The sequence below is a fragment of the Streptomyces sp. NPDC050636 genome (assembly GCF_040654775.1).
Lineage (GTDB): Bacteria > Actinomycetota > Actinomycetes > Streptomycetales > Streptomycetaceae > Streptomyces.
This window is the reverse complement of sequence record NZ_JBFAIP010000001.1, coordinates 476,151-495,574: the sequence shown is the minus strand read 5'-3', so window position 1 is coordinate 495,574 and position 19,424 is coordinate 476,151. Positions and strand designations below refer to the sequence as shown.

Annotated in this window: 19 protein-coding genes; 9 read left to right on the top strand and 10 right to left on the bottom strand. The window is 71.1% G+C overall.

The features are described 5' to 3' along the window. Positions 1–177: 177 nt before the first annotated feature. Entirely contained in the window at positions 178–1,929 is a 1,752-nt protein-coding gene (lysS, locus tag AB0I10_RS02410; RefSeq protein WP_363150376.1) for a lysine--tRNA ligase, read from the top strand. A gap of 134 nt (positions 1,930–2,063) precedes the next feature. Beyond that, positions 2,064–2,279: a hypothetical protein gene (locus AB0I10_RS02405; protein ID WP_363150375.1), complete on the top strand. Its 216-nt coding sequence runs from the start codon at positions 2,064–2,066 to the stop codon at positions 2,277–2,279. 81 nt (positions 2,280–2,360) lie between these two features. On the opposite strand, the gene AB0I10_RS02400 is transcribed toward AB0I10_RS02405, so the two are convergent. The 3 genes from AB0I10_RS02400 to AB0I10_RS02390 all read right to left on the bottom strand — a co-directional run bounded on the left by AB0I10_RS02400 (position 2,361) and on the right by AB0I10_RS02390 (position 5,694). Continuing rightward, a complete protein-coding gene (locus AB0I10_RS02400; RefSeq protein WP_363150374.1) occupies positions 2,361–3,710 on the bottom strand; it encodes a DUF2637 domain-containing protein in 1,350 nt (449 codons plus the stop codon). A gap of 208 nt (positions 3,711–3,918) precedes the next feature. Continuing rightward, positions 3,919–4,626 (bottom strand): DUF3558 domain-containing protein, encoded by a 708-nt coding sequence (locus tag AB0I10_RS02395; protein WP_363150373.1) that lies wholly within the window; start codon positions 4,624–4,626, stop codon positions 3,919–3,921. Positions 4,627–4,815: 189 nt separating this feature from the next. After that, positions 4,816–5,694 carry a hypothetical protein gene (locus AB0I10_RS02390; protein ID WP_363150372.1) on the bottom strand — a complete coding sequence of 293 codons (879 nt, stop codon included), beginning with the start codon at positions 5,692–5,694 and terminating at the stop codon, positions 4,816–4,818. A 161-nt stretch (positions 5,695–5,855) separates the two neighbouring features. Here AB0I10_RS02390 and AB0I10_RS02385 point away from each other — a divergent pair, with 161 nt between their 5' ends. Continuing rightward, the gene (locus AB0I10_RS02385) at positions 5,856–7,049 is read left to right on the top strand and encodes an RtcB family protein (RefSeq protein ID WP_363150371.1); all 1,194 of its coding nucleotides are present in this window, start codon (positions 5,856–5,858) and stop codon (positions 7,047–7,049) included. A 170-nt stretch (positions 7,050–7,219) separates the two neighbouring features. Here the strand turns inward: AB0I10_RS02385 and AB0I10_RS02380 are convergent, their stop codons facing one another. Next, positions 7,220–7,921, bottom strand: a complete 702-nt coding sequence (locus tag AB0I10_RS02380) for a TetR/AcrR family transcriptional regulator (RefSeq protein ID WP_363150424.1) — start codon at positions 7,919–7,921, stop codon at positions 7,220–7,222. Between the two features lie 190 nt (positions 7,922–8,111). Here AB0I10_RS02380 and AB0I10_RS02375 point away from each other — a divergent pair, with 190 nt between their 5' ends. Beyond that, positions 8,112–9,737, top strand: a complete 1,626-nt coding sequence (locus AB0I10_RS02375) for a CocE/NonD family hydrolase (RefSeq protein WP_363150370.1) — start codon at positions 8,112–8,114, stop codon at positions 9,735–9,737. 101 nt (positions 9,738–9,838) lie between these two features. Here the strand turns inward: AB0I10_RS02375 and AB0I10_RS02370 are convergent, their stop codons facing one another. From AB0I10_RS02370 to AB0I10_RS02360, 3 genes are all read right to left on the bottom strand, one after another. After that, entirely contained in the window at positions 9,839–10,645 is an 807-nt protein-coding gene (locus tag AB0I10_RS02370) for a DUF2306 domain-containing protein (protein WP_363150369.1), read from the bottom strand. A gap of 120 nt (positions 10,646–10,765) precedes the next feature. Beyond that, positions 10,766–11,530 (bottom strand): SDR family oxidoreductase, encoded by a 765-nt coding sequence (locus AB0I10_RS02365; RefSeq protein WP_363150368.1) that lies wholly within the window; start codon positions 11,528–11,530, stop codon positions 10,766–10,768. A gap of 163 nt (positions 11,531–11,693) precedes the next feature. Next, positions 11,694–12,029 (bottom strand): YnfA family protein, encoded by a 336-nt coding sequence (locus AB0I10_RS02360; protein ID WP_363150367.1) that lies wholly within the window; start codon positions 12,027–12,029, stop codon positions 11,694–11,696. Between the two features lie 176 nt (positions 12,030–12,205). Here AB0I10_RS02360 and AB0I10_RS02355 point away from each other — a divergent pair, with 176 nt between their 5' ends. Then, a complete protein-coding gene (locus AB0I10_RS02355) occupies positions 12,206–12,934 on the top strand; it encodes an AAA family ATPase (protein WP_363150366.1) in 729 nt (242 codons plus the stop codon). Here AB0I10_RS02355 and AB0I10_RS02350 read toward each other — a convergent pair. Continuing rightward, positions 12,891–14,531: an FAD-dependent monooxygenase gene (locus AB0I10_RS02350; RefSeq protein ID WP_363150365.1), complete on the bottom strand. Its 1,641-nt coding sequence runs from the start codon at positions 14,529–14,531 to the stop codon at positions 12,891–12,893. The two genes, AB0I10_RS02355 and AB0I10_RS02350, sit on opposite strands and share 44 nt — an antisense overlap. Before the next feature lie 101 nt (positions 14,532–14,632). Between AB0I10_RS02350 and AB0I10_RS02345 the strand changes: the two genes are divergently transcribed. After that, complete coding sequence (locus tag AB0I10_RS02345; RefSeq protein ID WP_363150364.1) at positions 14,633–15,286, top strand: TetR family transcriptional regulator; 654 nt, start codon at positions 14,633–14,635, stop codon at positions 15,284–15,286. Between the two features lie 18 nt (positions 15,287–15,304). Here the strand turns inward: AB0I10_RS02345 and AB0I10_RS02340 are convergent, their stop codons facing one another. Further along, a complete protein-coding gene (locus AB0I10_RS02340; protein WP_363150363.1) occupies positions 15,305–15,655 on the bottom strand; it encodes a MazG-like family protein in 351 nt (116 codons plus the stop codon). Between the two features lie 67 nt (positions 15,656–15,722). On the opposite strand from AB0I10_RS02340, the gene AB0I10_RS02335 reads away from it, so the two are divergent. Both AB0I10_RS02335 and AB0I10_RS02330 read left to right on the top strand, forming a co-directional pair. Beyond that, the gene (locus tag AB0I10_RS02335; protein ID WP_363150362.1) at positions 15,723–16,253 is read left to right on the top strand and encodes a cupin domain-containing protein; all 531 of its coding nucleotides are present in this window, start codon (positions 15,723–15,725) and stop codon (positions 16,251–16,253) included. Next, complete coding sequence (locus tag AB0I10_RS02330; protein WP_363150361.1) at positions 16,250–17,140, top strand: SDR family oxidoreductase; 891 nt, start codon at positions 16,250–16,252, stop codon at positions 17,138–17,140. The genes AB0I10_RS02335 and AB0I10_RS02330 overlap by 4 nt, the downstream gene beginning before the upstream one ends. A gap of 68 nt (positions 17,141–17,208) precedes the next feature. Here the strand turns inward: AB0I10_RS02330 and AB0I10_RS02325 are convergent, their stop codons facing one another. After that, complete coding sequence (locus AB0I10_RS02325; protein ID WP_363150360.1) at positions 17,209–17,769, bottom strand: hypothetical protein; 561 nt, start codon at positions 17,767–17,769, stop codon at positions 17,209–17,211. Positions 17,770–18,076: 307 nt separating this feature from the next. Here AB0I10_RS02325 and hemL point away from each other — a divergent pair, with 307 nt between their 5' ends. Then, positions 18,077–19,402, top strand: coding sequence for a glutamate-1-semialdehyde 2,1-aminomutase (hemL, locus tag AB0I10_RS02320; protein WP_363150359.1), 1,326 nt, complete (start codon positions 18,077–18,079; stop codon positions 19,400–19,402). Positions 19,403–19,424 lie beyond the last annotated feature (22 nt).

Genomic DNA, 19,424 nt, shown 5'->3' with positions numbered 1-19,424 from the left:
TCGTTGGAGTGGAAAGGGTTTGCCAACGAGTATCCCACGCGGATACCACTGAATTTCCGTCCGGGAGTCGTCTGGGAGAATGGCACCGTCAGGCTTTTGAACGCCGGACGGCGCCACTGGGCGCAGGGCGCAATTGAAAGCTTCGGGAAACAGCTTCAGGAAGAGGAAGGGCCGATCGTGGCTCAGCAGAGCACCGAGACCGACTGGGTCTCCAGGTTCGCGGACGAGGTCATTGCCGAGGCGGAGCGCCGCGCCCCCGGCAAAGTGACATCAGGTGCTTCCGCACCGGTGATCGTCTGCGCCTCGGGCCTGAGCCCCTCCGGCCCGATCCACCTCGGCAACCTCCGCGAGGTGATGACCCCGCACCTGGTCGCCGACGAGATCCGCCGTCGCGGACACGCCTGCGAACACATCGTGAGCTGGGACGACTACGACCGGTACCGCAAGGTCCCGGCCGGTATCGACCCGTCCTGGGCGGAGCACATCGGCAAGCCGCTGACGTCCGTGCCGGCCCCGCCCGGCAGCCCGTACGGCAGCTGGGCCGAGCACTACAAGGCGGCCATGGAGGAGTCGCTGGCCGAGCTGGGCATCGAGTACCGCGGCATCAGCCAGACCGAGCAGTACACCTCCGGCGTCTACCGCGAGCAGGTGCTGCACGCGATGAAGCACCGCGCGGACATCGACGCCGTCCTGGACCGCTACCGCACCAAGGACAAGGCCACCGGCAAGCCGAAGAAGCAGCAGCAGAAGCCGGTCGACGAGGCGGAACTGGAAGCCGCCGAGGGCTCCGGCGCGGCCAGCGAGGACGACGGCAGCGCGGGCGGCGCGGGCTACTTCCCGTACAAGCCGTACTGCACGGTCTGCGAGAAGGACCTGACCACCGTCACCTCGTACGACGACGAGTCGACGGAGATGGCCTACACCTGCACCGCCTGCGGCCACTCCGAGACCGTCGCGCTGCGCGAGTTCGACCACGGCAAGCTGGTCTGGAAGGTCGACTGGCCCATGCGCTGGGCCTACGAGGGCGTCATCTTCGAGCCCTCCGGCGTCGACCACTCCTCGCCCGGCTCGTCGTACGTCGTCGGCGGCCAGATCGTGCGCGAGGTCTTCGACGGTGCGCAGCCCATCGGGCCCATGTACGCCTTCGTCGGCATCAGCGGCATGGCCAAGATGTCGTCCTCCAAGGGCGGGGTGCCCACGCCGGGCGACGCGCTGAAGATCATGGAGGCGCCGCTGCTGCGCTGGCTGTACGCCCGCCGCAAGCCCAACCAGGCCTTCAAGATCGCCTTCGACCAGGAGATCCAGCGGCTCTACGACGAGTGGGATGCCCTGGAGCGCAAGATCACGGATGGCACGGCGCAGCCCGCCGACGACGCGGCCTACACCCGCGCCGTGGGCACCGCCGCCGGCTGGCTGCCCAAGACGCCGCGCCCGCTGCCGTACCGGACGCTGGCCTCCGTCATGGACATCACCGCCGGCCACGACGAGCAGACGCTGCGCATCCTCAGCGAGCTCGACCCCGACAACCCGGTCACCACGCTCGACGAGACCCGGCCGCGGCTCGACAAGGCCGAGTACTGGATCACCACCCAGGTGCCGGCCGAGCAGCGCACGATCGTGCGCGACGAGCCGGACAAGGAACTGCTCGGCTCGCTGGACGAGCAGGGGCGCGCCTCGCTGCGGCTGCTGCTCGACGGGCTGGACGAGCACTGGTCGCTGGACGGTCTGACCACGCTGGTCTACGGCGTGCCGAAGATCCAGGCGGGGCTCGAACCTGACGCCAAGCCGACGCCGGAGCTGAAGGTCGCGCAGCGTGCGTTCTTCGCGCTGCTGTACCGGCTGCTGGTGAGCCGGGAGACCGGGCCGCGGCTGCCCACGTTGCTGCTGGCGGTGGGCGCGGAGCGGGTGCGCAGGCTGCTGGGCGGCTGATCCGCCTGGCGCGTGGCGCCGAGGGGCCTTGCCGCTGAGTCGTAGGGCTCGGCGGGCGCGTCCCACCCAGGGCTGACGACGGGTTCGACCCGCGGTATGACGACCGCCGGGGTCGAACCCGTCACTCTGGAGTCATGAGAGGAATCATTGGCTTCATCGCCATGCTCCAGGGGGCTGTGGGCTTCATCGGCCAGGTTTTCTTCGACGGCGGCTGGGGGCTGCTGCCCCATTGGTTCGACCTGCCGTCGGTCGCCTATCTCGGCGTCTTCGCGGCGGGCGCGGCGCTCGCCGTCTGGGGCGACGTGGACAAGAAGCGGCAGCGGAGCGGGATAGGCCGGGAGGCGGTGTAGCGGGCCGGGTCCGGTGGCCCGCCTACGGGATGGGCCCGGTGGCTCCGGATGGGCTCGGTGGCTCCGGGCTGGGCCTGGTGGCTACGGGATGTGCTCGGTTTCCAGCTCCATGCGGAGACGCAGCCGGAAGTCGCGTACGAATCCGCGCAGATAGCTCTCGCTCAGCGGGCCGCCGTCCTGTCCTGTGACCCCGTGGAAGTCCAGCAGGTAGCGGCTGAACTGCCGGGAGTTGGGGAAACTGTTCTGCTCCGCCACATACGACCGGTACGCCGCGAAGTACGCCTCGTCGCGCGGGATGTCGTCGGGGAAGGTGCCGACGGGGGGCAACTGCTCGGGGTCCGGGGGGAGTTCGGCGGCCGGGGGAGAGGGCTGGGCCGGTTCGGGGATCGGGAGCGGGTCGCCCGCGCTGCCCAGCGGGCGGCTGCGGCCGGGGCCTACCGGGACGGTCAACTGGGTTGCGGTGGCGGCCTGTTCGGGGGTGGAGGCGGTAGCCGCGGGCTCGGGGGACAGGGTGTGGTTGATCTCCGGCTCGGGGGTGGTGGGGGCCGGGATCGGGGATCCGGCCTCGGGGGTGCCGCCCACCTCGGCCGCCGGGTGGGACTCCAGTGCAGGCCGGGCATCCGCGCCCGCGGCCGTGACGGGGATCGGGCCCGGGGCCGTACCTGCGGGGGTGGCCGCTTCCGTAGCCGTGCCCGTGTCCGCTCCCGTACCCGCGGGCATGAGAACCGGCGGTTCTATCCCGGCCGCGGCCAGTCCGGCCGGTGCCGTCTTCGCCAGCGGCACGCCGTACCGCGCCAGCCGCAGCGGCATCAGCGACTCGACGGGTGCCCGGCGGCGCCAGGAGCGGCCGTAGCGGGCCCGCAGCCGCGCCTGATAGACGAGGCGGTCCTGCTCCAGCCGGATGACCTGGTCGTACGAGCGCAGCTCCCACAGCTTCATCCGGCGCCACAGCCGGAACGTGGACGGGAACGCGAGCAGCCAGCGGGTGAGCCGGACGCCCTCCATGTGCTTGTCGGCGGTGATGTCGGCGATCCGGCCGACCGCGTGCCGCGCGGCCTCGACGGCCACCACGAACAGCACCGGGATCACCGCGTGCATCCCCACGCCGAGCGCGTCGGGCCAGGCGGCCGCACCGTTGAACGCGATCGTCGCGGCCGTCAGCAGCCACGCCGTCTGGCGCAGCAGCGGGAACGGGATGCGGATCCATGTGAGCAGCAGGTCCAGCGCCAGCAGCACCACGATCCCGGCGTCGATACCGATCGGGAAGACGGCCGAGAAGGCGCCGAAGCCCTTCTTCTCCGCCAGCTCACGCACCGCCGCGTAGGAGCCGGTGAACCCGATGGCCGCGATCAGCACCGCCCCGGCGATCACCACCCCGATCAGGATGCGGTGCGTACGAGTCAGCTGCGCTGTGTGCGTCGTCTCGGACACCCGCGGTCCCTCCCCGGTCGGCGAAATGGCGCGCCTAGCGTGGCACACGGGTCAAGCCGGGTCCGGAGAGGGCCGGGATAAGAGGGCGTACGCCTGGGACAGGGCCGGGACGAGCCCGGGCAAGGCAGGCACTCAGGGCACCAGGGCCCTCGGGGCGCCCAGGGCGGCTAAGCCGTCTGGGGCACCCGAGGCGCCCGAGGAGAAGCGATCAGCCGTTCGCCTTGGCGGCGGCGACAGCGGCCTCCTTGGCGGCGGTCTGGGCGTCCTTCAGCAGCTTGTCCGCCTTCGGGGTGTCCCCGCCGGCCAGACCCGCGCCGTTGTAGTTGACCGTCACGACGACATTGGCCGTACGGACCACGACCGTCGTGTTCTTGAAGGCGTTGCCGTCCTTCTTGATGTCATACGTGATCGCGGTCGCCTCATCGCCGATCCCGGAGGTCTTGACCGCCTTGACCTTCTTGGCGTCCTTGGTGCCCTTCGCGCCGGTGACCTGCTTGCCGTAGAACTCCGTGGCGCGCGCGTCACCGGAGCCGATGCCGAGCTCGGAGTCGTAGCGCTGGTAGCCGACGTCCAGCCAGCGGAACTGGGAGCCGTCGACGCCCTCGTCGTCCAGGCTGCTCCAGGAGCAGCTGCCGTGGGCGGCGTTGTCGTTGGACGTGCCCTGCTCCCCGGACGCGTCCTTCACCTTGGGCGCCAGCTTCTTGATGGTGTCCTTGGAGAACGCGTCACACGGGACCGGCAGCTTCTTGTACTTCGCGGGCGCCACGGTCGGCGACGCGCTGCCCGTCTTGCTGGGTGCGTCGGCGGAGGCGTCACCGGAGCTCTCGGAGTCCGAGCCGGAGCAGCCGGCGACGAGCATCACCGGGACTGCGGCGCAGGCGAGAAGGCTGGCGAGTCGCTTGGCTGAACGGTGCATGGTTCCTTCGCTGTTCGTCGACGGGGTGACCGTGCCCCGTGCACGGGGACGTGGGGACGTACGGGGCATGGCTAGAGGGCACGGTACGCGGCGGAGCGAGGCCGGTGGCCGATTCGTGCTGTTTGGCAGTCGGGTGAATCGGATGGAAGCGTTCAGGTCTGGCGATTGCCGCAATTCGGCTAATGCGGACTATTCGCTGAAGCTCTCCGCCAGCTCGCCGGCCAGCGAACGGGCCTTGTCCTGCAGTTCCTGGCTCTCCGGCAACATCGTCTTGTCCGTCGACCACTGGTCGTAGGTGATCGTCACGATCACATTCGACGTGCGGAAGACCACAGTGATGTCACGGTGCACACCGGAGTCCGCGGTGACCAGTTTGTCGTTCAGGAAGGCCGCGTCACCGAGACCGTTCAGGACGCGCGGAGCGGTGGAGCCGCCGGGGTCCATGCTCGCGTCGTCGGACGGGTCAGGCGAGCCCGAGGGGTCTCCCGACTCCGTGCCGTCGCCCTCCGGCGTCTCCTCGCCGCCCTTGCCCTTGTCCCCGCCCTTGCCGGTCTCCTTGCCCTTGGGGGTGGACGGCGACGGTGAAGCGGACGAGGACGAGCCGTCGGACGGGATTCCCGCGGCCAGCTCCCTGTTCCCGTAGATCTCCTGCGCCTTGTCGTCGTCGCTGACGGCGGAGTCGTACGAGACCACCCGCTGGATGTCGAGCGACAGATGGCGGGTGCCGGCCGTGGTCTCGCGCTTCCAGCGGCAGCCGACGCGGCGGTCCGTGTCATAGGTGACATCGGCCTGGCCGGCGTAGATCTTCTCGGCCTCGGTGGCCGGTAGGCGTTCGCCGTCGCCGGGCAGCATGCCGCGCACGGTGCTCGGCGCGGGCAGCCCGCAGGCCTCCGGGAGTGTCTGGTACCGGCCCGGCTGGGCGGCCGAGCTCGACGAGGTGGCGTCGCCACCCTTGGCATCGGTGGCGCCACCGTCGGTGGCGGAGCCGCCGGTGCAGCCGGTGAGGCCGACGGCCAGCGCCGCGGCGGCCACCAGTGCGGCACCGGGTACGAACGGCTTTCGCTGCATCGTTCGCGGCTCCTTCCCCAGGAAATGTGGTTGCCGCCGGACAGCGGCCGATGGACACAATGTCTACCGCACGTCTTGCCGCAACCGCCGGTCCACCGTCCAAGATCGGATGAGTTGTCCAGCTTTTGCGTTTTATGTCTTTTCGGGGGAATGAGGAAGTTATGTCGTACACCGAAGTGCCCGGTGCCCAGGTACCGATCCGGATGTGGACGGACCCGTCCACGGTCGAGGACGTCGCGATGCAGCAGCTGCGCAATGTCGCCACGCTGCCGTGGATCAAGGGCCTGGCCGTGATGCCGGATGTGCACTACGGCAAGGGGGCCACCGTCGGTTCGGTGATCGCGATGCACGGCGCGGTCTGCCCGGCGGCGGTCGGTGTCGACATCGGCTGCGGGATGAGTGCGGTGAAGACGTCGCTGACCGCGAATGATCTCCCGGGTGATCTGTCCCGGCTGCGCTCGAAGATCGAGCAGGCGATTCCGGTGGGGCGGGGGATGCACGACGATCCGGTCGACCCGGGGCGGATGCACGGCTTCCCGACCGCCGGCTGGGACGACTTCTGGGCGCGGTTCGATGGAGTTGCGGAAGCGGTCAAGTTCCGTCAGGAGCGGGCTACGAAGCAGATGGGATCGCTCGGGTCCGGGAATCACTTCATCGAGTTCTGCCTCGATGAGACGGGTGCGGTGTGGCTGATGCTGCACTCCGGCTCCCGGAACATCGGCAAGGAGCTGGCCGAGTTCCACATGGGGCAGGCGCAGAAGCTGCCGCACAACCAGGGGCTCGTCGACCGGGATCTCGCGGTCTTCATCGCGGACACCCCGCCGATGGCGGCGTACCGCAACGACCTGTTCTGGGCGCAGGAGTACGCGAAGCACAACCGCGCGATCATGATGGCGCTCTTCCAGGACGTCGTCCGCAAGGAGTTCAAGAAGGCCCGTCCGACGTTCGAGCCGGTGATCTCCTGCCACCACAACTATGTGGCGGAGGAGCGGTACGACGGGATGGATCTGCTGGTGACCCGTAAGGGCGCGATCCGCGCGGGCACCGGCGAGTACGGCATCATTCCGGGCTCGATGGGCACCGGCTCGTACATCGTCCGGGGTCTGGGGAATGCCGCGAGCTTCAACTCCGCGTCGCACGGCGCGGGCCGGAAGATGAGCAGGAATGCCGCGAAGAAGCGTTTCTCCACGCGGGACCTGGAAGACCAGACGCGGGGCGTGGAATGCCGTAAGGACTCCGGCGTGGTGGACGAGATCCCGGGTGCCTACAAGCCGATCGAGAAGGTCATCGATCAGCAGCGGGACCTGGTGGCGGTCGTCGCCAAGCTCAAGCAGGTTGTCTGTGTGAAGGGCTGAGCAGCGGAGAACGGGGGGCGGGGCAGCTCTGTGCGGGCTGCCCCGCTTCCGGTTTTGAGTCAGTCAGGCGAGGGGGCGGGCCGGCCGGTGCGCGGGCCGGCTTCGGCCCCTCGCCGCTCGGGCCCGGTCGGCCGGGTGCGTCGAGCGGCCGGCCCTGCCCGACGAGGTGATCACGCCGCTGCCGTGAGCCCGTTGACCATGCGGTCGAGGAGGCGGTCGAAAGCGGCTTGGGGGGCTGGGTCCTTGCTCGGCACTGCCAGTGCCTGAGCGAGTTTGGGATACGCGCCTCCGGCGGCGACGGACCGAAGGTAGCGGGCCTGTGCGTCGAGGATTTCGTCGGAGGTGCGGCCGGCGGCCTCCGTCGCCTGTTCCTGGGCGAGTTCGTACGAAACGTAGCTGGCCACGAAGCCGGTGAGCAGGCTGAAGGTCTCCAGACCTCCTTGGGCGTCCAGGCCGACGGGTGCGAGTACGGCGAGTGCGTACTCCATGACGGCGAGGGTGTTCGGGCCGAGCGTCTGCCGTGCGGGCAGCGCACCGGGCAGCCAGGGGTGGCGCAGCATGATCGCGCGTTGCTCGTGGGCGAGCTGCCGAAGGTCGTCGCGCCAGTTGCCGGAAGGCTCCGGTGGCAGCCGGTGGTCGCCGCCGACCTGGTCGATCATGAGCTCCAGCAGCGTCTCCTTGTTGGGGACGTAGCTGTAGAGGGACATCGTGCCGGCCCCGATCCGGGCCGCGACCGCGCGCATCGTGACGGCGGTGAGTCCTTCGGCGTCGGCGATGGCAACGGCCTCGGCGGTGATCGCGGCGCGGCTGTGCGCCGGTGGCCGCCCCCGCCGCGGGCGTTCGGCCGGCGACCAGAGCAACTCGGGATCCACACCGGCATTGCGGCCGGATGAGCCTGTACGGGGCACGGCAACCTCTCCTCACTCCTGTCGCCATCCAATCATCCGCTATTCTCGTACGTCGTACGAGAAGCATGACGGATCCTGAGCCAGGAATCGAGGCACCGTGACGACGGCGACGCACCACTCGTCCGCAAAGAAGCCGCCCCTGCACGTCCGGGCCATGAGGCGCGCCACGCGGGGCATGCCTCCCAAGCTCCACGACATCGCGTACGAGCCCGGCCTGGTGGTGCCCGCCGCCGACGGCAGCGCGCTGCTGACCGACCACTACTTCCCCCTGGCCGACGGCGACTTCCCCACGCTCCTGGTCCGCTCGCCGTACGGCCGGGGTTTGCCCTGGGCGCCGATGTACGGCGTGCTGCTGGCCGAACAGGGCTTCCACGTCGTCCTGCAGAGCTGCCGCGGCACCGGCGGATCCGGCGGCGAGTTCGCCGTGTGGCAACACGAGGCCGCGGACGGCCAGGCCACCGTCGAGTGGCTGCGCCGGCAGTCCTGGTTCACCGGTGTGCTGGGGACGATCGGTCCCAGCGCCCTCGGCTATGTGCAGTGGGCGCTTGCCGTGGACCCGCCGCCGGAACTGCGCGCCATGGTCGTCCAGGTCGGCGTTCACGACATGCACGGCTTCTCCTACCCGTCAGGGGTGTTCGCCCTGGAGAACGCCCTGGTCTCCTCCCTGGGCCGGGTGTACTACCCCCGAGGCGTCCTGAGCTTTGCGCGGGCCGCACTGCGGCTGCGACGCCACCTCCGGAAGATCACCCGGACCCTTCCCCTCGGCGAGGCGTATGTGCCCGGTCTGGGCGGCCGGGTGCCGTTCCTGGAGGAGGCGATGGCCCACCCCGACGCGGACGACGCGCACTGGCAGGGGGCGGACATGGGGGCCGTGGCCGAGCGCCTGACCGTGCCGACCAGCCTGATCACCGGCTGGCACGACGCGTTCCTCGACCAGACCCTGCAGCAGTACGACAGGCTGCGGCGCGCCGGCTGCGACACCGCCCTGCTCGTCGGCCCCTGGACGCACAACTCCGCGATGCAGCAGGGCTGGCCCGAGGTCTTCGCCGAAAGCCTCGCCTGGCTGCGGGCCCACCTGTGCGACGACCCGTCCGGCCTGCGGAAGACGAGGGCGCGGGTCCACCTGGGCGGCCGGCGGACCTGGCACGACCTTCCCGACTGGCCTCCGGCCGCGACGGCCCACCGCTGGTACCTCGACGGCGACGGCACACTGGGCACCCAGGCCCCCGAAGACACGTCGGCGCCGTCGTCCTTCCGCTACGACCCGGCCGATCCGACCCCCTCGATCGGCGGGCCCCTGCTGTCGGGGCAGGCCGGGAACCAGGACAACACCGCCTTGGAGGCCAGGGACGATGTGCTGACCTTCACCACCGCACCGCTCACCGAGCCACTCTCCATTCTCGGGCCGGTCAGCGCGGAGCTACAGGTCAGCACGGACACCGGGCACGCCGATGTCTTCGCCCGGCTCTGCGACGTCGACGACCGGGGCCGCTCGACCAACGTCTGCGACGGGCTGCGACGGCTGCAACCCACCGGACCCGCCCCGGCCGCCGTCACGGTGGCCATGAGTTCCACCGCCTACTGCTTCCCCGCCGGACACCGGATCCGACTGCAGGTCAGCGGCGGCGCCCACCCACGCTTCGCCCGCAACACCGGCACCGGTGAACCCCTGCCGACGGCCACCCGACTCATACCGGCCGAAGTCTCGCTCCACCACCCGTCCGCGCTCGTTCTGCCCACCACAGAAGAGGAGTTGGCGAGCGCGGGCCCTGCGGACTGACGGGCTACGGGTTACGGGCTACGGGCCACCAGTCACGGAAGTCCTGGCTGGTCGATGCGGGCCGCTGAGGATCCGGTCGGCCCCGCCGGCTGCCGCTGCCGCTACCTCCGGCGCCGCCCCAGCCGATAGCCCTGTCGCTGGATCCACCACTCGGCGGCGACCATGTTCAGGACGAGGGCCAGCCAGGCTGTGGTGCTGGCGAGGTCGTGGGCGGCGGTGACGGGGTTGCCTGCGTACCTGATCGGGTCGGACTGCTGGGCCGCTACCAGTTGCTCGATCAGGGGCTGGAGCAGTCGTGAGGTGATCGCGACGAGGGTGAGGGCGAAGTTGCGGATCATCCACACCCGGTGGTCGGCGTAGCGGCGCTGGAGGGCGCTGCGGTAGCCGGCGATGCCGGTGGTGATCCACAGGACGTCGAGGACCCCCAGTGCCATCTGGTTGCTCAGTCCCAGGTCGATGAACCAGACGACGGGGATGCCGACGAGCGCCGAGGGGAAGACGCCCGCGAAGAAGTAGGTGCGGCCGGTCCAGCGGTGGACGACCGGGTGGCGGCGGCGCAGCCAGGGCCAGAACTGAGCGATGCCGGTGATCACCGCGACGGCGGCGGTGAAGATGTGCGCGACCAGGAGTGCGTAGTGCAGTTCGCTGCGCGGGGGGATTCGGCTGGTGTGCAGGTCGGGCGGGACGTAGGCGCTGAGTGCGTGGGCCGTGACGAGGAGGATCACCACGGCGGACGGGATCAGCCACCAGGCGGCGCGGCGCCGTCCGGGGCGGCGGGCGGCGGTCGTGCCGGACTTGGGGGTGCCGGCTTCGAGGCTGCCGGCCTGGTGACTGCCGCGGCCCCGGCCCTTGGGGGCCGGGCCTTCGCCGTGGGCCGCGGGTGGTTCCGGATGCGTCGTGGATGCCATGGATCCACTGTCGCGAGGACCGCGGCCCGGGACACGGGGCCCGCACACCCGGTCAGGGGTGTACCTGGCCCCCGTATCCGAGGGGTGACCGGCCGGAGGGCGTGGTGCGCCTCACCGGTCTCAAGTGGTGCGGTGGACCTTGGTGTTGGAGGCCTGGGCGCGCGGACGGACCACCAGGAGGTCGATGTTGACGTGCGAGGGGCGGGTGACCGCCCAGGCGATGGTGTCGGCGACATCGTCCGCGCTGAGCGGCGCGGCGACGCCCTCGTAGACCTTGGCGGCCTTGGCCTCGTCGCCGCGGAAGCGGGTGGTGGCGAACTCGTCGGTCTTCACCATGCCGGGGGCGACCTCGATGATCCGCACGGGCTCTCCGCACAGCTCCAGGCGGAGCGTTTCGGCGATGACGTGGGCGCCGTGCTTGGCGGCGACATATCCGCCGCCGCCCTCGTAGGTGCCATGGCCGGCGGTGGAGGAGAGTACGACGACGGTGCCGTCGCCGGAGGCGGTCAGCGCGGGCAGCAGCGCCTGGGTGACGTGCAGCACGCCGAGCACATTGACCTCGTACATCGCGCGCCAGTCGGCGGGGTCACCGGTGGCGACCGGCTCCGCGCCGAAGGCGCCGCCGGCGTTGTTGATGAGGACGTCGCAGCGGTCGAGGGTGGCCGCGAAGGCGTCGACGGCGGCGCGGTCGGTGACGTCGAGTGCGTACGCCTCGGCGTGCGGCAGCTCGGCGGCGAGGGCCTCGATGCGGTCCTTGCGGCGGGCGGTGAGGACGACGCGGTAGCCGGCTGCGGCCAGTTGCCGCGCGGTCGCGGCGCCGATGCCGCTGCTCGCTCCGGTAACGACGGCGGTGGGGGCGTCGGCGGTGGGGGCGTCGGCGGTCATGGGACTCTCCTCGTGCCTGTGGCGTGCGGGGTGGGCAGCGTGTAGGGCGGGTACGGCGTCCGTGGTGCGTGGCGCGCGTGGTGCGTTGTACGCGGCGCGCGAGGTGCGTGGTGCGTGGTATCTGACGTGCGTAGTGCGTGGCCAGGATATGCAGCCGGAGTGATCAACGGGCTCTCGGGACGTACATGATCACCGCCACACCGGCCAGGCAGATCAGCGCGCCGATGATGTCCCACCGGTCCGGGCGGTACCCGTCCGCGACCATGCCCCAGGCCAGCGAACCGGCGACGAAGACTCCGCCGTACGCGGCGAGGATGCGGCCGAAGTCGGCATCCGGCTGGAGAGTTGCGACAAAGCCGTAGACGCCCAGGGCGATCACCCCGGCGCCGATCCAGACCCAGCCCTTGTGCTCGCGGACTCCCTGCCAGACGAGCCAGGCGCCGCCGATCTCGAAGAGGGCGGCGAGGACGAAGAGGGCGACGGAGCGGACGGTCAGCATGCCGACCAGCGTAGGAGGCCGTCCGGTGGACAGCCGCCCGTTGGGCAGTGGCCCGTTGGGCAGTGGTCGGACAGGCAGTGGTCGGACAGGCGGTTGCCCGACAGGCGGTTGCCCGAGGTGGTGCCCCGCCCGTCATGGGAAGGGCGGGTGCCGGTGGCGTGTGAGAGCTTCGAGGCATGCTCATCGAACGCGCTTACGTGGACCTTCCGGAAGGGGAAGGGACGGCCGGGGACGGCTGGCCCTGGACGGTGCCGTGTGTGCGCCAGCTGGCCGACGAGGGGCTGACCTTCCGCGCGCCGGTCACCTTTCTCGTGGGGGAGAACGGCTCGGGGAAGTCGACGCTGGTCGAGGCGCTGGCGGAGGGTTTCGGGCTGGATTCGTACGGCGGCTCGGCGGGCTATAAGTACGCAAGCTCGCGGGAGGCGTCGGAGCTCGGCGCGGTGCTGCGGTTCGATCCGACGCAGGCCGGACGCCGGATGGTCCGCGGGCCGCGAACCCGCCGGCGCGGCTTCTTTCTGCGGGCCGAGACGGCGCTGGACGCGCTGAGCCGGGAGCGGCTGTCACAGGTCCCGGACGATATGAGCCATGGGGAGAGCTTCCTGATGGCCTTCCGGGAGAAGTTCTCGCAGCCGGGCCTGTATGTGATGGACGAGCCGGAGGCGGCACTGTCCTTCTCCTCCTGCCTTGAACTGGTCGGGTTGATGGACGAGTTGGGGAAACGCGGCGCGCAGATCATCTGCGCCACGCACTCCCCGCTGCTGACGGCGCTGCCCGGCGCCGAGATCGTCGAGGTCGGCGAGCACGGCATGCGGTCCGCGGAGTGGGCGGACCTGGGTCTCGTCGACCACTGGCGTCGCTATCTCAGCGACCCGCGGGCGTATCTGCGGCATGTGCTCGCGGGGTGAGGGAGGCCGGCGGGGCGGTGCCTATGGAGTCCCTGGCCTCTGCCGTGGCGCCGGTCCAGTGGGTGAGGGCGGCGCGTAGTCCCGCGGCGCGCTCGGCCGGGGCGGTGACGTCCGTGGCCCAGGCGATATAGCCGTCGGGCCGTACGAGCAGCGCGGTGCGCCGTCCGCCCGCCCAGGAGGCGCGTACGACACGGTCGGCGGCGGGCTGTGGTCCGGTGGCGTCGGCGGCGGGGGTGATGAGGACGAACTTGCCGTGGCGCAGGAGCTCGTAGAGGCGGCTGCCGTCGGCGAGACGGACGTCGGGGGCGCGGCGGCCGGCGAGAGGGTGGGCGCCGCGCCCGGCGGGGTAGCTGATGCCGATGCCGGAGAGAGTGCGGATGGCACGGCGGGACAGCGGCCGCAGCCGGTTGACGAGCTGGGCGGCCACCGCGCGGGCGGCGCGCCCCACCGGCCCGTGCAGCAGGCCGGCCCGGAGCATGGCGCCGCTGGTGCGCAGCACGAGCTTGCCGACAGGGTGCCGCTCGTCGTGGTAGCTGTCCAACAGGCTGTCGGGGGCATGGCCCTGGAGCACCGCGGCGAGCTTCCAGCTGAGGTTGGCGGCGTCCTGGAGTCCGGTGTTCATGCCCATGCCGCCGGCCGGGGAGTGGACATGCGCGGCGTCTCCGGCGAGGAAGGCGCGGCCGACGCGGTAGCTCGGGACCTGCCGTTCGTCGCTGTGGAAGCGGGAGATCCAGCGGGCGTCATGCATGCCGTAGTCGCTGCCGAAGGCGATACGGGCCAGCTCGCGGACCTCGTCCAGGTCGGCGGGCACATCGTCGTCGGCCTGGCGGTGGCGATTCCAGCCGGTCACGCGGTACCAGCCGTCGCCGAACGAGCTGATCAGGGCGAACGCGTCCGTGGTGGCGGTGACGGTGAGCGGGGTTTCGGGCTCCTGGGCCAGCCGGACATCGGCGAGGACCAGGGAGCGGAGCACGGATTTGCCGGGGAAGGGCAGGCCGAGGGCCTCGCGGATGGTGCTGCGGACGCCGTCGGTGCCGACGAGGTAGGCGGCGCGGGCGCTGCGGATGCCGTCGGCATCGCGGACGCGCACCGTCACGCCGTCGTCGTCCTGCTCCAGGCCGAGCACCTCGGAGTCGTACCGGAAGATGACGCCGGCCTGCCGGGCCCGCCGCTCCAGCACTCGCTCGACCTCGAACTGTGGGGTGGCCAGCATGAACGGGAAGCGGGACGGGAGCTGGGTCGGGTCGACGGCGACGCCCCCGAAGAGGCGGCCGCGGGTGAGGGGATAGCCGCCCGAGACGAGCTCGTCGGCGAGTCCGCGGGCGTCCAGCTGCTCCAGGGTTCGGGCGTGTACGACGAGGGCGCGGGTGAGGTTGCTGGTCGTGTCGGGGCGGCGCTCCAGGAGCGTGACGCCGAGGCCGGCCTCGGCGAGGTCGCCGGCGAGCAGCAGCCCGGTCGGGCCGGCGCCGACGACGATGACATCGGTGCGGCGGGCCTCGGGGTCGGTCGCCGGGCCGGGCGCCGGATCGGGCACCGGATCGGGCGAAGGGGCTGTGGTCGGAGCGGTGGTGCTGGGCTTGCGGTTCGCGGCCTCCATGGCTGCCTCCTATGCCAACACGTGTTGGTCAACGCTTGTTGGCAAAATCGTAGAGCGGTCGGACCTGGCATGTCAACACCTGTTGGCCTACAGTTGTTGACATGGCCGAACGCGCCCCCTCCACCCCCGCAGTCCCCCCCGACGTGGCCGTCGACGTGCCCCCCGTGGTCCCCGTCGCCCCCAACGCCGGGGACCACGGACGCCCCCGCCGCTCCGAGGCCACCCGTGCCGCGATCCTGGCCGCCGCCAAGGACCGCTTCGCCGCCGACGGCTACGAGCGCGCGACCATCCGCGCCATCGCCAGGGAGGCGGGCATCGACCCGTCGATGGTGATGCGCTACTACGGCAACAAGGAGGGGCTGTTCGCGGCCGCCTCCGAGATCGAAGTGCACGTCCCCGACCTCACCGGGGTGCCGCACGACGAGCTCGGCGCCCGGCTCGTACGGCACTTCCTGGAGCGCTGGGAGTGCGACGAGACGCTGACCGGCATGATGCGCGTCGGCGTCACCAATGAGGCGGGCGCGGAGCGGATGCGCGGGGTGTTCGCCGACCAGATAGGGCCGGTCCTCGCCGCCGTCTGCCCGGTGCCCGACCAGGCGCCGACGCGCGCCGCGCTGATCGCCTCGCAGATCCTCGGCATGGCGCTGTGCCGCTACGTCCTGCACATCCCGCCGGCCGTCGGGCTCAGCCAGGACGAGGTCGTCGCCTGGCTGGCGCCCACCATCCAGCGCTATCTGACGGCCGAACAGCCCTGAGGAGGACCGGCGAGCGGCTTACGAAGGGCTGGTCCGCGGCGCCGGCACACGCTCCGCGACCCGTTCCAGATGCCCGGCGAAGATCCGCTGCGCGTCCGGCGTCAGCGTCGTCAGGGCCACCATCGCCGTGATGATGACATCGCACAGCTCGCTGTGGACGTCGTCCCAGGTGTGACTGTGGCCCTTGCGCGGGTTCTGGCCGGTGGCCCCGATGACGGCCTGGGCCACTTCGCCCGCCTCCTCCGAGACCTTCAGGATGCGCAGCAGCCGCTCCTGTTCGGGCGGCAGCGTGCTCTCCCGGTCGAGCCGGCGCGCCAGCTCTTCGACGGTGTTCCAGAGCACCGTCCCGTCGGACGGGGTATCGGACATGGCTCGATTCTGCCCGCGTCGCGGGCCGCCCCCTGCCTAGGGTGTGGACCGAGACGGGAGGCTGCCCATGCACGAGCCGCATACGCACCAGCCGATGCCCGCGTCCGGACGGCCCGGCCGGCTGCCCGAGGCGCTGATCGACTTCTACGGGCTCGTACCGCTGCCCCGTGAGGGCGGGCGGTTCCGGCGTACCTGGGCCGGACCCGAGCGCGCCGACGGGCGGCCCGAGGGCTCGGCGATCGTCATGCTGCTGACCGCCGAGCCGGGCGACTACTCCGCCCTGCACCGGCTGCCGGCCGACGAGATCTGGCACTTCTACCTCGGTGATCCGCTCACCCTGTTCCTGCTCCCCGAGGAGGGCGCCGCCCGTACGGTCGTCCTCGGCCCCGACATCCTCGGCGGCCAGCACGTCCAGTTCACCGTGCCGGCCGGCACATGGATGGGCGCCGTGGTCGCCGAGGGCGGCGGCTGGACGCTCTTCGGCTGCACCATGGCGCCCGGCTTCACCTTCGACGACTACGAGCACGGGGACGCCGCCGAACTGGCCGTGCGCTTCCCTCAGGAGGCAGCGCGGATCGCCGCGCTGAGCCGGCCATGACAGAGCAGCCGACCCCTTGTTCCCCCAACGCCGGTGACGGGGCGGCCGCTCCCGGCGACCACGCTGCCCCGGAGGGGCGCAGTACCCCCGAAACGCCTGGGCGCCCGAGCCTCCGCGAACTCCCGGGCCTCCCCGACCTCACCGGCCAAGTCGCCCTCGTCACCGGTGCGGGCGGCACTGTCGGCCGCGGTATCGCGCTGCGGTTTGCCGCCGCGGGCGCCGCCGTAGTGGCGCATTTCCGTACGCGGGCCGAGGCCGCGCGGGCGCTGGTAGAGGACATCGCGGAGCGGGGCGGCAGTGCGCTGGCGCTCCACGCCGATCTGGCCGTCGAGGCGGAGTGCCATCGGCTGGTGGCGGAGGCCGGCGGCTGGCGGGGCCGGCTGACCGCGCTGGTGAACAACGCGGGCGTGCAGCCCACCCAGGAGCTGGCGACGATGTCGCTCGCCGACTGGCGGGCCGTGGCGGACACCAACGTGCACAGCGTCTTCGCCTGTACCCAGGCCGCGGCGGTCGTCATGCGGGAAGGCGGCGGAGGGTCGGTGACGCATATCGCGTCCATCGAGGCGGACCGTCCGGCGCCCCGGCACGCCCACTACAGCGCGTCCAAGGCGGCGGTGGTGATGCACGCACGCTCGGCGGCCCTGGAGTACGCGGCGTACGGGATCCGCGTCAACAGCGTCTCGCCGGGCCTGATCGGGCGCCCCGGCATCGAGGAGGACTGGCCGGAGGGGGTCCGCCGCTGGGAAGCGGCGGCGCCCGCCGGACGGTTGGGGCGGCCCGAGGACGTGGGCGATGCCTGTGTCTTCCTCGCCTCGCCGATGGCGTCCTGGATCACCGGCCACGATCTCGTCGTCGACGGCGGCGTCTCGGCCCGCCCTACGTGGTGATCAGTCCGACGCGGTGACCAGACCCGCCCAGCGCGGCCGCAACGATTCAGCAGCGGCCGGTCGGCACCTCAGGGCCACACCAGGCAGTACGCCTGGTGCCCCGCTTCGTGCAGCCGGTGGCTGAAGTCCTGCCACTCGTGCAGGAGCTGGTAGACGCTGAAGGCATCGCGCGGACCGCCCCGGTCCGGGACGGTGGACCAGATGAACGCGGCCGCGCCGACTGACTCCTCGCCGACACCCCGCAACGGGTCGACCACGGTCATGGGGAGTTTGACGACGGCGTAATCGGGGTGCAGGACGACCAGCTCCAGCGGCGGGACCTTATGAAGCGGTATGCCCTCGATACCGGTGAGGACCATCGCAGCCATCGTCTCCGGCTTGATCTTGGTGAACATGCCACCCATACCGAGCTCGTCACCGCCGAGCTCCTCGGGGCGCATCGAGATCGGGACCCGGGCCGCCGTCGCACCGTTCGGTGCGCCGAAGTACTTGTACGTCACCCCCATGCGGCCGCCTCTGTTGTCCCCACCCGTGATGCCCTCGGTGCCCTCGCGCCGGTGACGGCCGCGCTGGGCGCGCTCGGGACCCCGGTCATCGGTCCCCTCACCCAGTTCGCCACCGCGATGCATATCTCCACCCGACCACTCGCAGCCTTAGCCGCGCAACCCGATCATCGTCTCAGAGACCTCCCCCGTCACCGGCGTGCGAAACGCCCGGCCGCGCGCCCCCGTGCGCCTCTGAGACCATTGCTTGCGTGACTTACTCGTACGTCGCCCCAGTTTCGCAGACGCGAGGGGCCTGACGCCCGGTCGAGAGCGAGAGGAATCAAAAAGGGACCGAGATGGAACCGAGCGGCGCCCAAGAGGTGTCCGCGAGGCGAATCCCACACCGTTGTCAGCCGGGCCGTGTCCGTGTGCCGCCGCCCTCCCTCCGTTTATGCAGGTCAGGATCACAGTGTCTTTTCCGTATGAAGCCCCTGTTTCGCAGTCGCTGTTCGATCGCGCCTCCGTGGTGACGCCCGGCGGCGTCAACTCTCCGGTGCGGGCGTTCCGTGCCGTGGGTGGTACGCCCCGGTTCATGGTGTCCGGTGCGGGTCCGTACCTCACTGACGCCGACGGCCGTGAGTATGTCGACCTCGTGTGCTCCTGGGGGCCGATGATCCTCGGTCACTCGCATCCCGCGGTGATCGCCGCGGTCCAGGAGGCGGTCGCCCACGGTACGTCCTTCGGCACGCCCGGCGCGGGCGAGGTCGAGCTGGCCGAGGAGATCGTGGCGCGGATCGCGCCGGTTGAGCAGGTGCGGCTGGTGTCCTCCGGCACCGAGGCGACGATGTCCGCGATCCGCCTGGCGCGCGGTTTCACCGGCCGCGCGAAGGTGGTCAAGTTCGCCGGCTGCTACCACGGCCATGTGGACGCGCTGCTGGCCGCGGCCGGTTCGGGCGTGGCGACCTTCGGTCTGCCGGACACCCCGGGCGTCACCGGTGCGCAGGCCGGCGACACGATCGTGCTGCCGTACAACGACATCGAGGCGGTACGGGCCGCGTTCGCCGCGCACCCGGGCGAGATCGCGTGTGTGATCACCGAGGCGTCGCCGGGCAACATGGGCGTGGTGCCTCCGCTGCCGGGCTTCAACCAGGGGCTGAAGGAGGTGTGCGCGGAGAACGGCGCGCTCTACATCTCCGACGAGGTCATGACCGGCTTCCGGGTCAGCAAGGCCGGTTGGTACGGAATTGATGGGGTGCAGCCCGATCTGATGACCTTCGGCAAGGTCATGGGTGGCGGCTTCCCCGCCGCGGCCTTCGGTGGGCGCGCCGACGTCATGGCTCACCTCGCCCCGGCCGGCCCGGTCTACCAGGCGGGCACCCTGTCCGGGAACCCGATCGCCACCGCCGCCGGTGTCGCGCAGCTGCGGCTGCTGGACGACGCCGCGTACGAGAAGGTCGACGCGGTCTCGGCCGAGGTGCGGGGTCTGGTCACCGCGGCGCTGGCGAAGGAGGGTGTCGCGCACCGGTTGCAGGTCGCGGGCAACATGTTCTCGGTCTTCTTCACGGACACCGAGGTGACGGACTATGACGCGGCGAAGGCGCAGGAGTCGTTCCGCTTCACCGCCTTCTTCCACTCGATGCTGTCGCAGGGCGTCTACCTGCCGCCGTCCGCCTTCGAGTCGTGGTTCGTCTCGACCGCGCACGACGCCGCGGCCGTCGAGCGGATCGCCGCCGCACTGCCGGCCGCCGCGCGGGCCGCGGCCGAGGCGACGGCCTGAGGAACGCGGATCGGCCGACGGG

Bases quoted from the DNA above. Each gene is read 5' to 3' on its own strand.
- AB0I10_RS02405 (WP_363150375.1), top strand. From the start codon at position 2,064: ATGAGAGGAATCATTGGCTTCATCGCCATGCTCCAGGGGGCTGTGGGC.
- AB0I10_RS02385 (WP_363150371.1), top strand. From the start codon at position 5,856: ATGTCGTACACCGAAGTGCCCGGTGCCCAGGTACCGATCCGGATGTGG.
- AB0I10_RS02335 (WP_363150362.1), top strand. From the start codon at position 15,723: ATGCACGAGCCGCATACGCACCAGCCGATGCCCGCGTCCGGACGGCCC.
- AB0I10_RS02355 (WP_363150366.1), top strand. From the start codon at position 12,206: ATGCTCATCGAACGCGCTTACGTGGACCTTCCGGAAGGGGAAGGGACG.
- AB0I10_RS02330 (WP_363150361.1), top strand. From the start codon at position 16,250: ATGACAGAGCAGCCGACCCCTTGTTCCCCCAACGCCGGTGACGGGGCG.
- AB0I10_RS02375 (WP_363150370.1), top strand. From the start codon at position 8,112: ATGAGGCGCGCCACGCGGGGCATGCCTCCCAAGCTCCACGACATCGCG.
- AB0I10_RS02350 (WP_363150365.1), bottom strand. From the start codon at position 14,531: ATGGAGGCCGCGAACCGCAAGCCCAGCACCACCGCTCCGACCACAGCC.
- AB0I10_RS02365 (WP_363150368.1), bottom strand. From the start codon at position 11,530: ATGACCGCCGACGCCCCCACCGCCGACGCCCCCACCGCCGTCGTTACC.
- AB0I10_RS02360 (WP_363150367.1), bottom strand. From the start codon at position 12,029: ATGCTGACCGTCCGCTCCGTCGCCCTCTTCGTCCTCGCCGCCCTCTTC.
- AB0I10_RS02390 (WP_363150372.1), bottom strand. From the start codon at position 5,694: ATGCAGCGAAAGCCGTTCGTACCCGGTGCCGCACTGGTGGCCGCCGCG.
- AB0I10_RS02395 (WP_363150373.1), bottom strand. From the start codon at position 4,626: ATGCACCGTTCAGCCAAGCGACTCGCCAGCCTTCTCGCCTGCGCCGCA.
- hemL (WP_363150359.1), top strand. From the start codon at position 18,077: ATGCAGGTCAGGATCACAGTGTCTTTTCCGTATGAAGCCCCTGTTTCG.
- AB0I10_RS02325 (WP_363150360.1), bottom strand. From the start codon at position 17,769: ATGCATCGCGGTGGCGAACTGGGTGAGGGGACCGATGACCGGGGTCCC.
- AB0I10_RS02345 (WP_363150364.1), top strand. From the start codon at position 14,633: ATGGCCGAACGCGCCCCCTCCACCCCCGCAGTCCCCCCCGACGTGGCC.
- AB0I10_RS02340 (WP_363150363.1), bottom strand. From the start codon at position 15,655: ATGTCCGATACCCCGTCCGACGGGACGGTGCTCTGGAACACCGTCGAA.
- AB0I10_RS02370 (WP_363150369.1), bottom strand. From the start codon at position 10,645: ATGGCATCCACGACGCATCCGGAACCACCCGCGGCCCACGGCGAAGGC.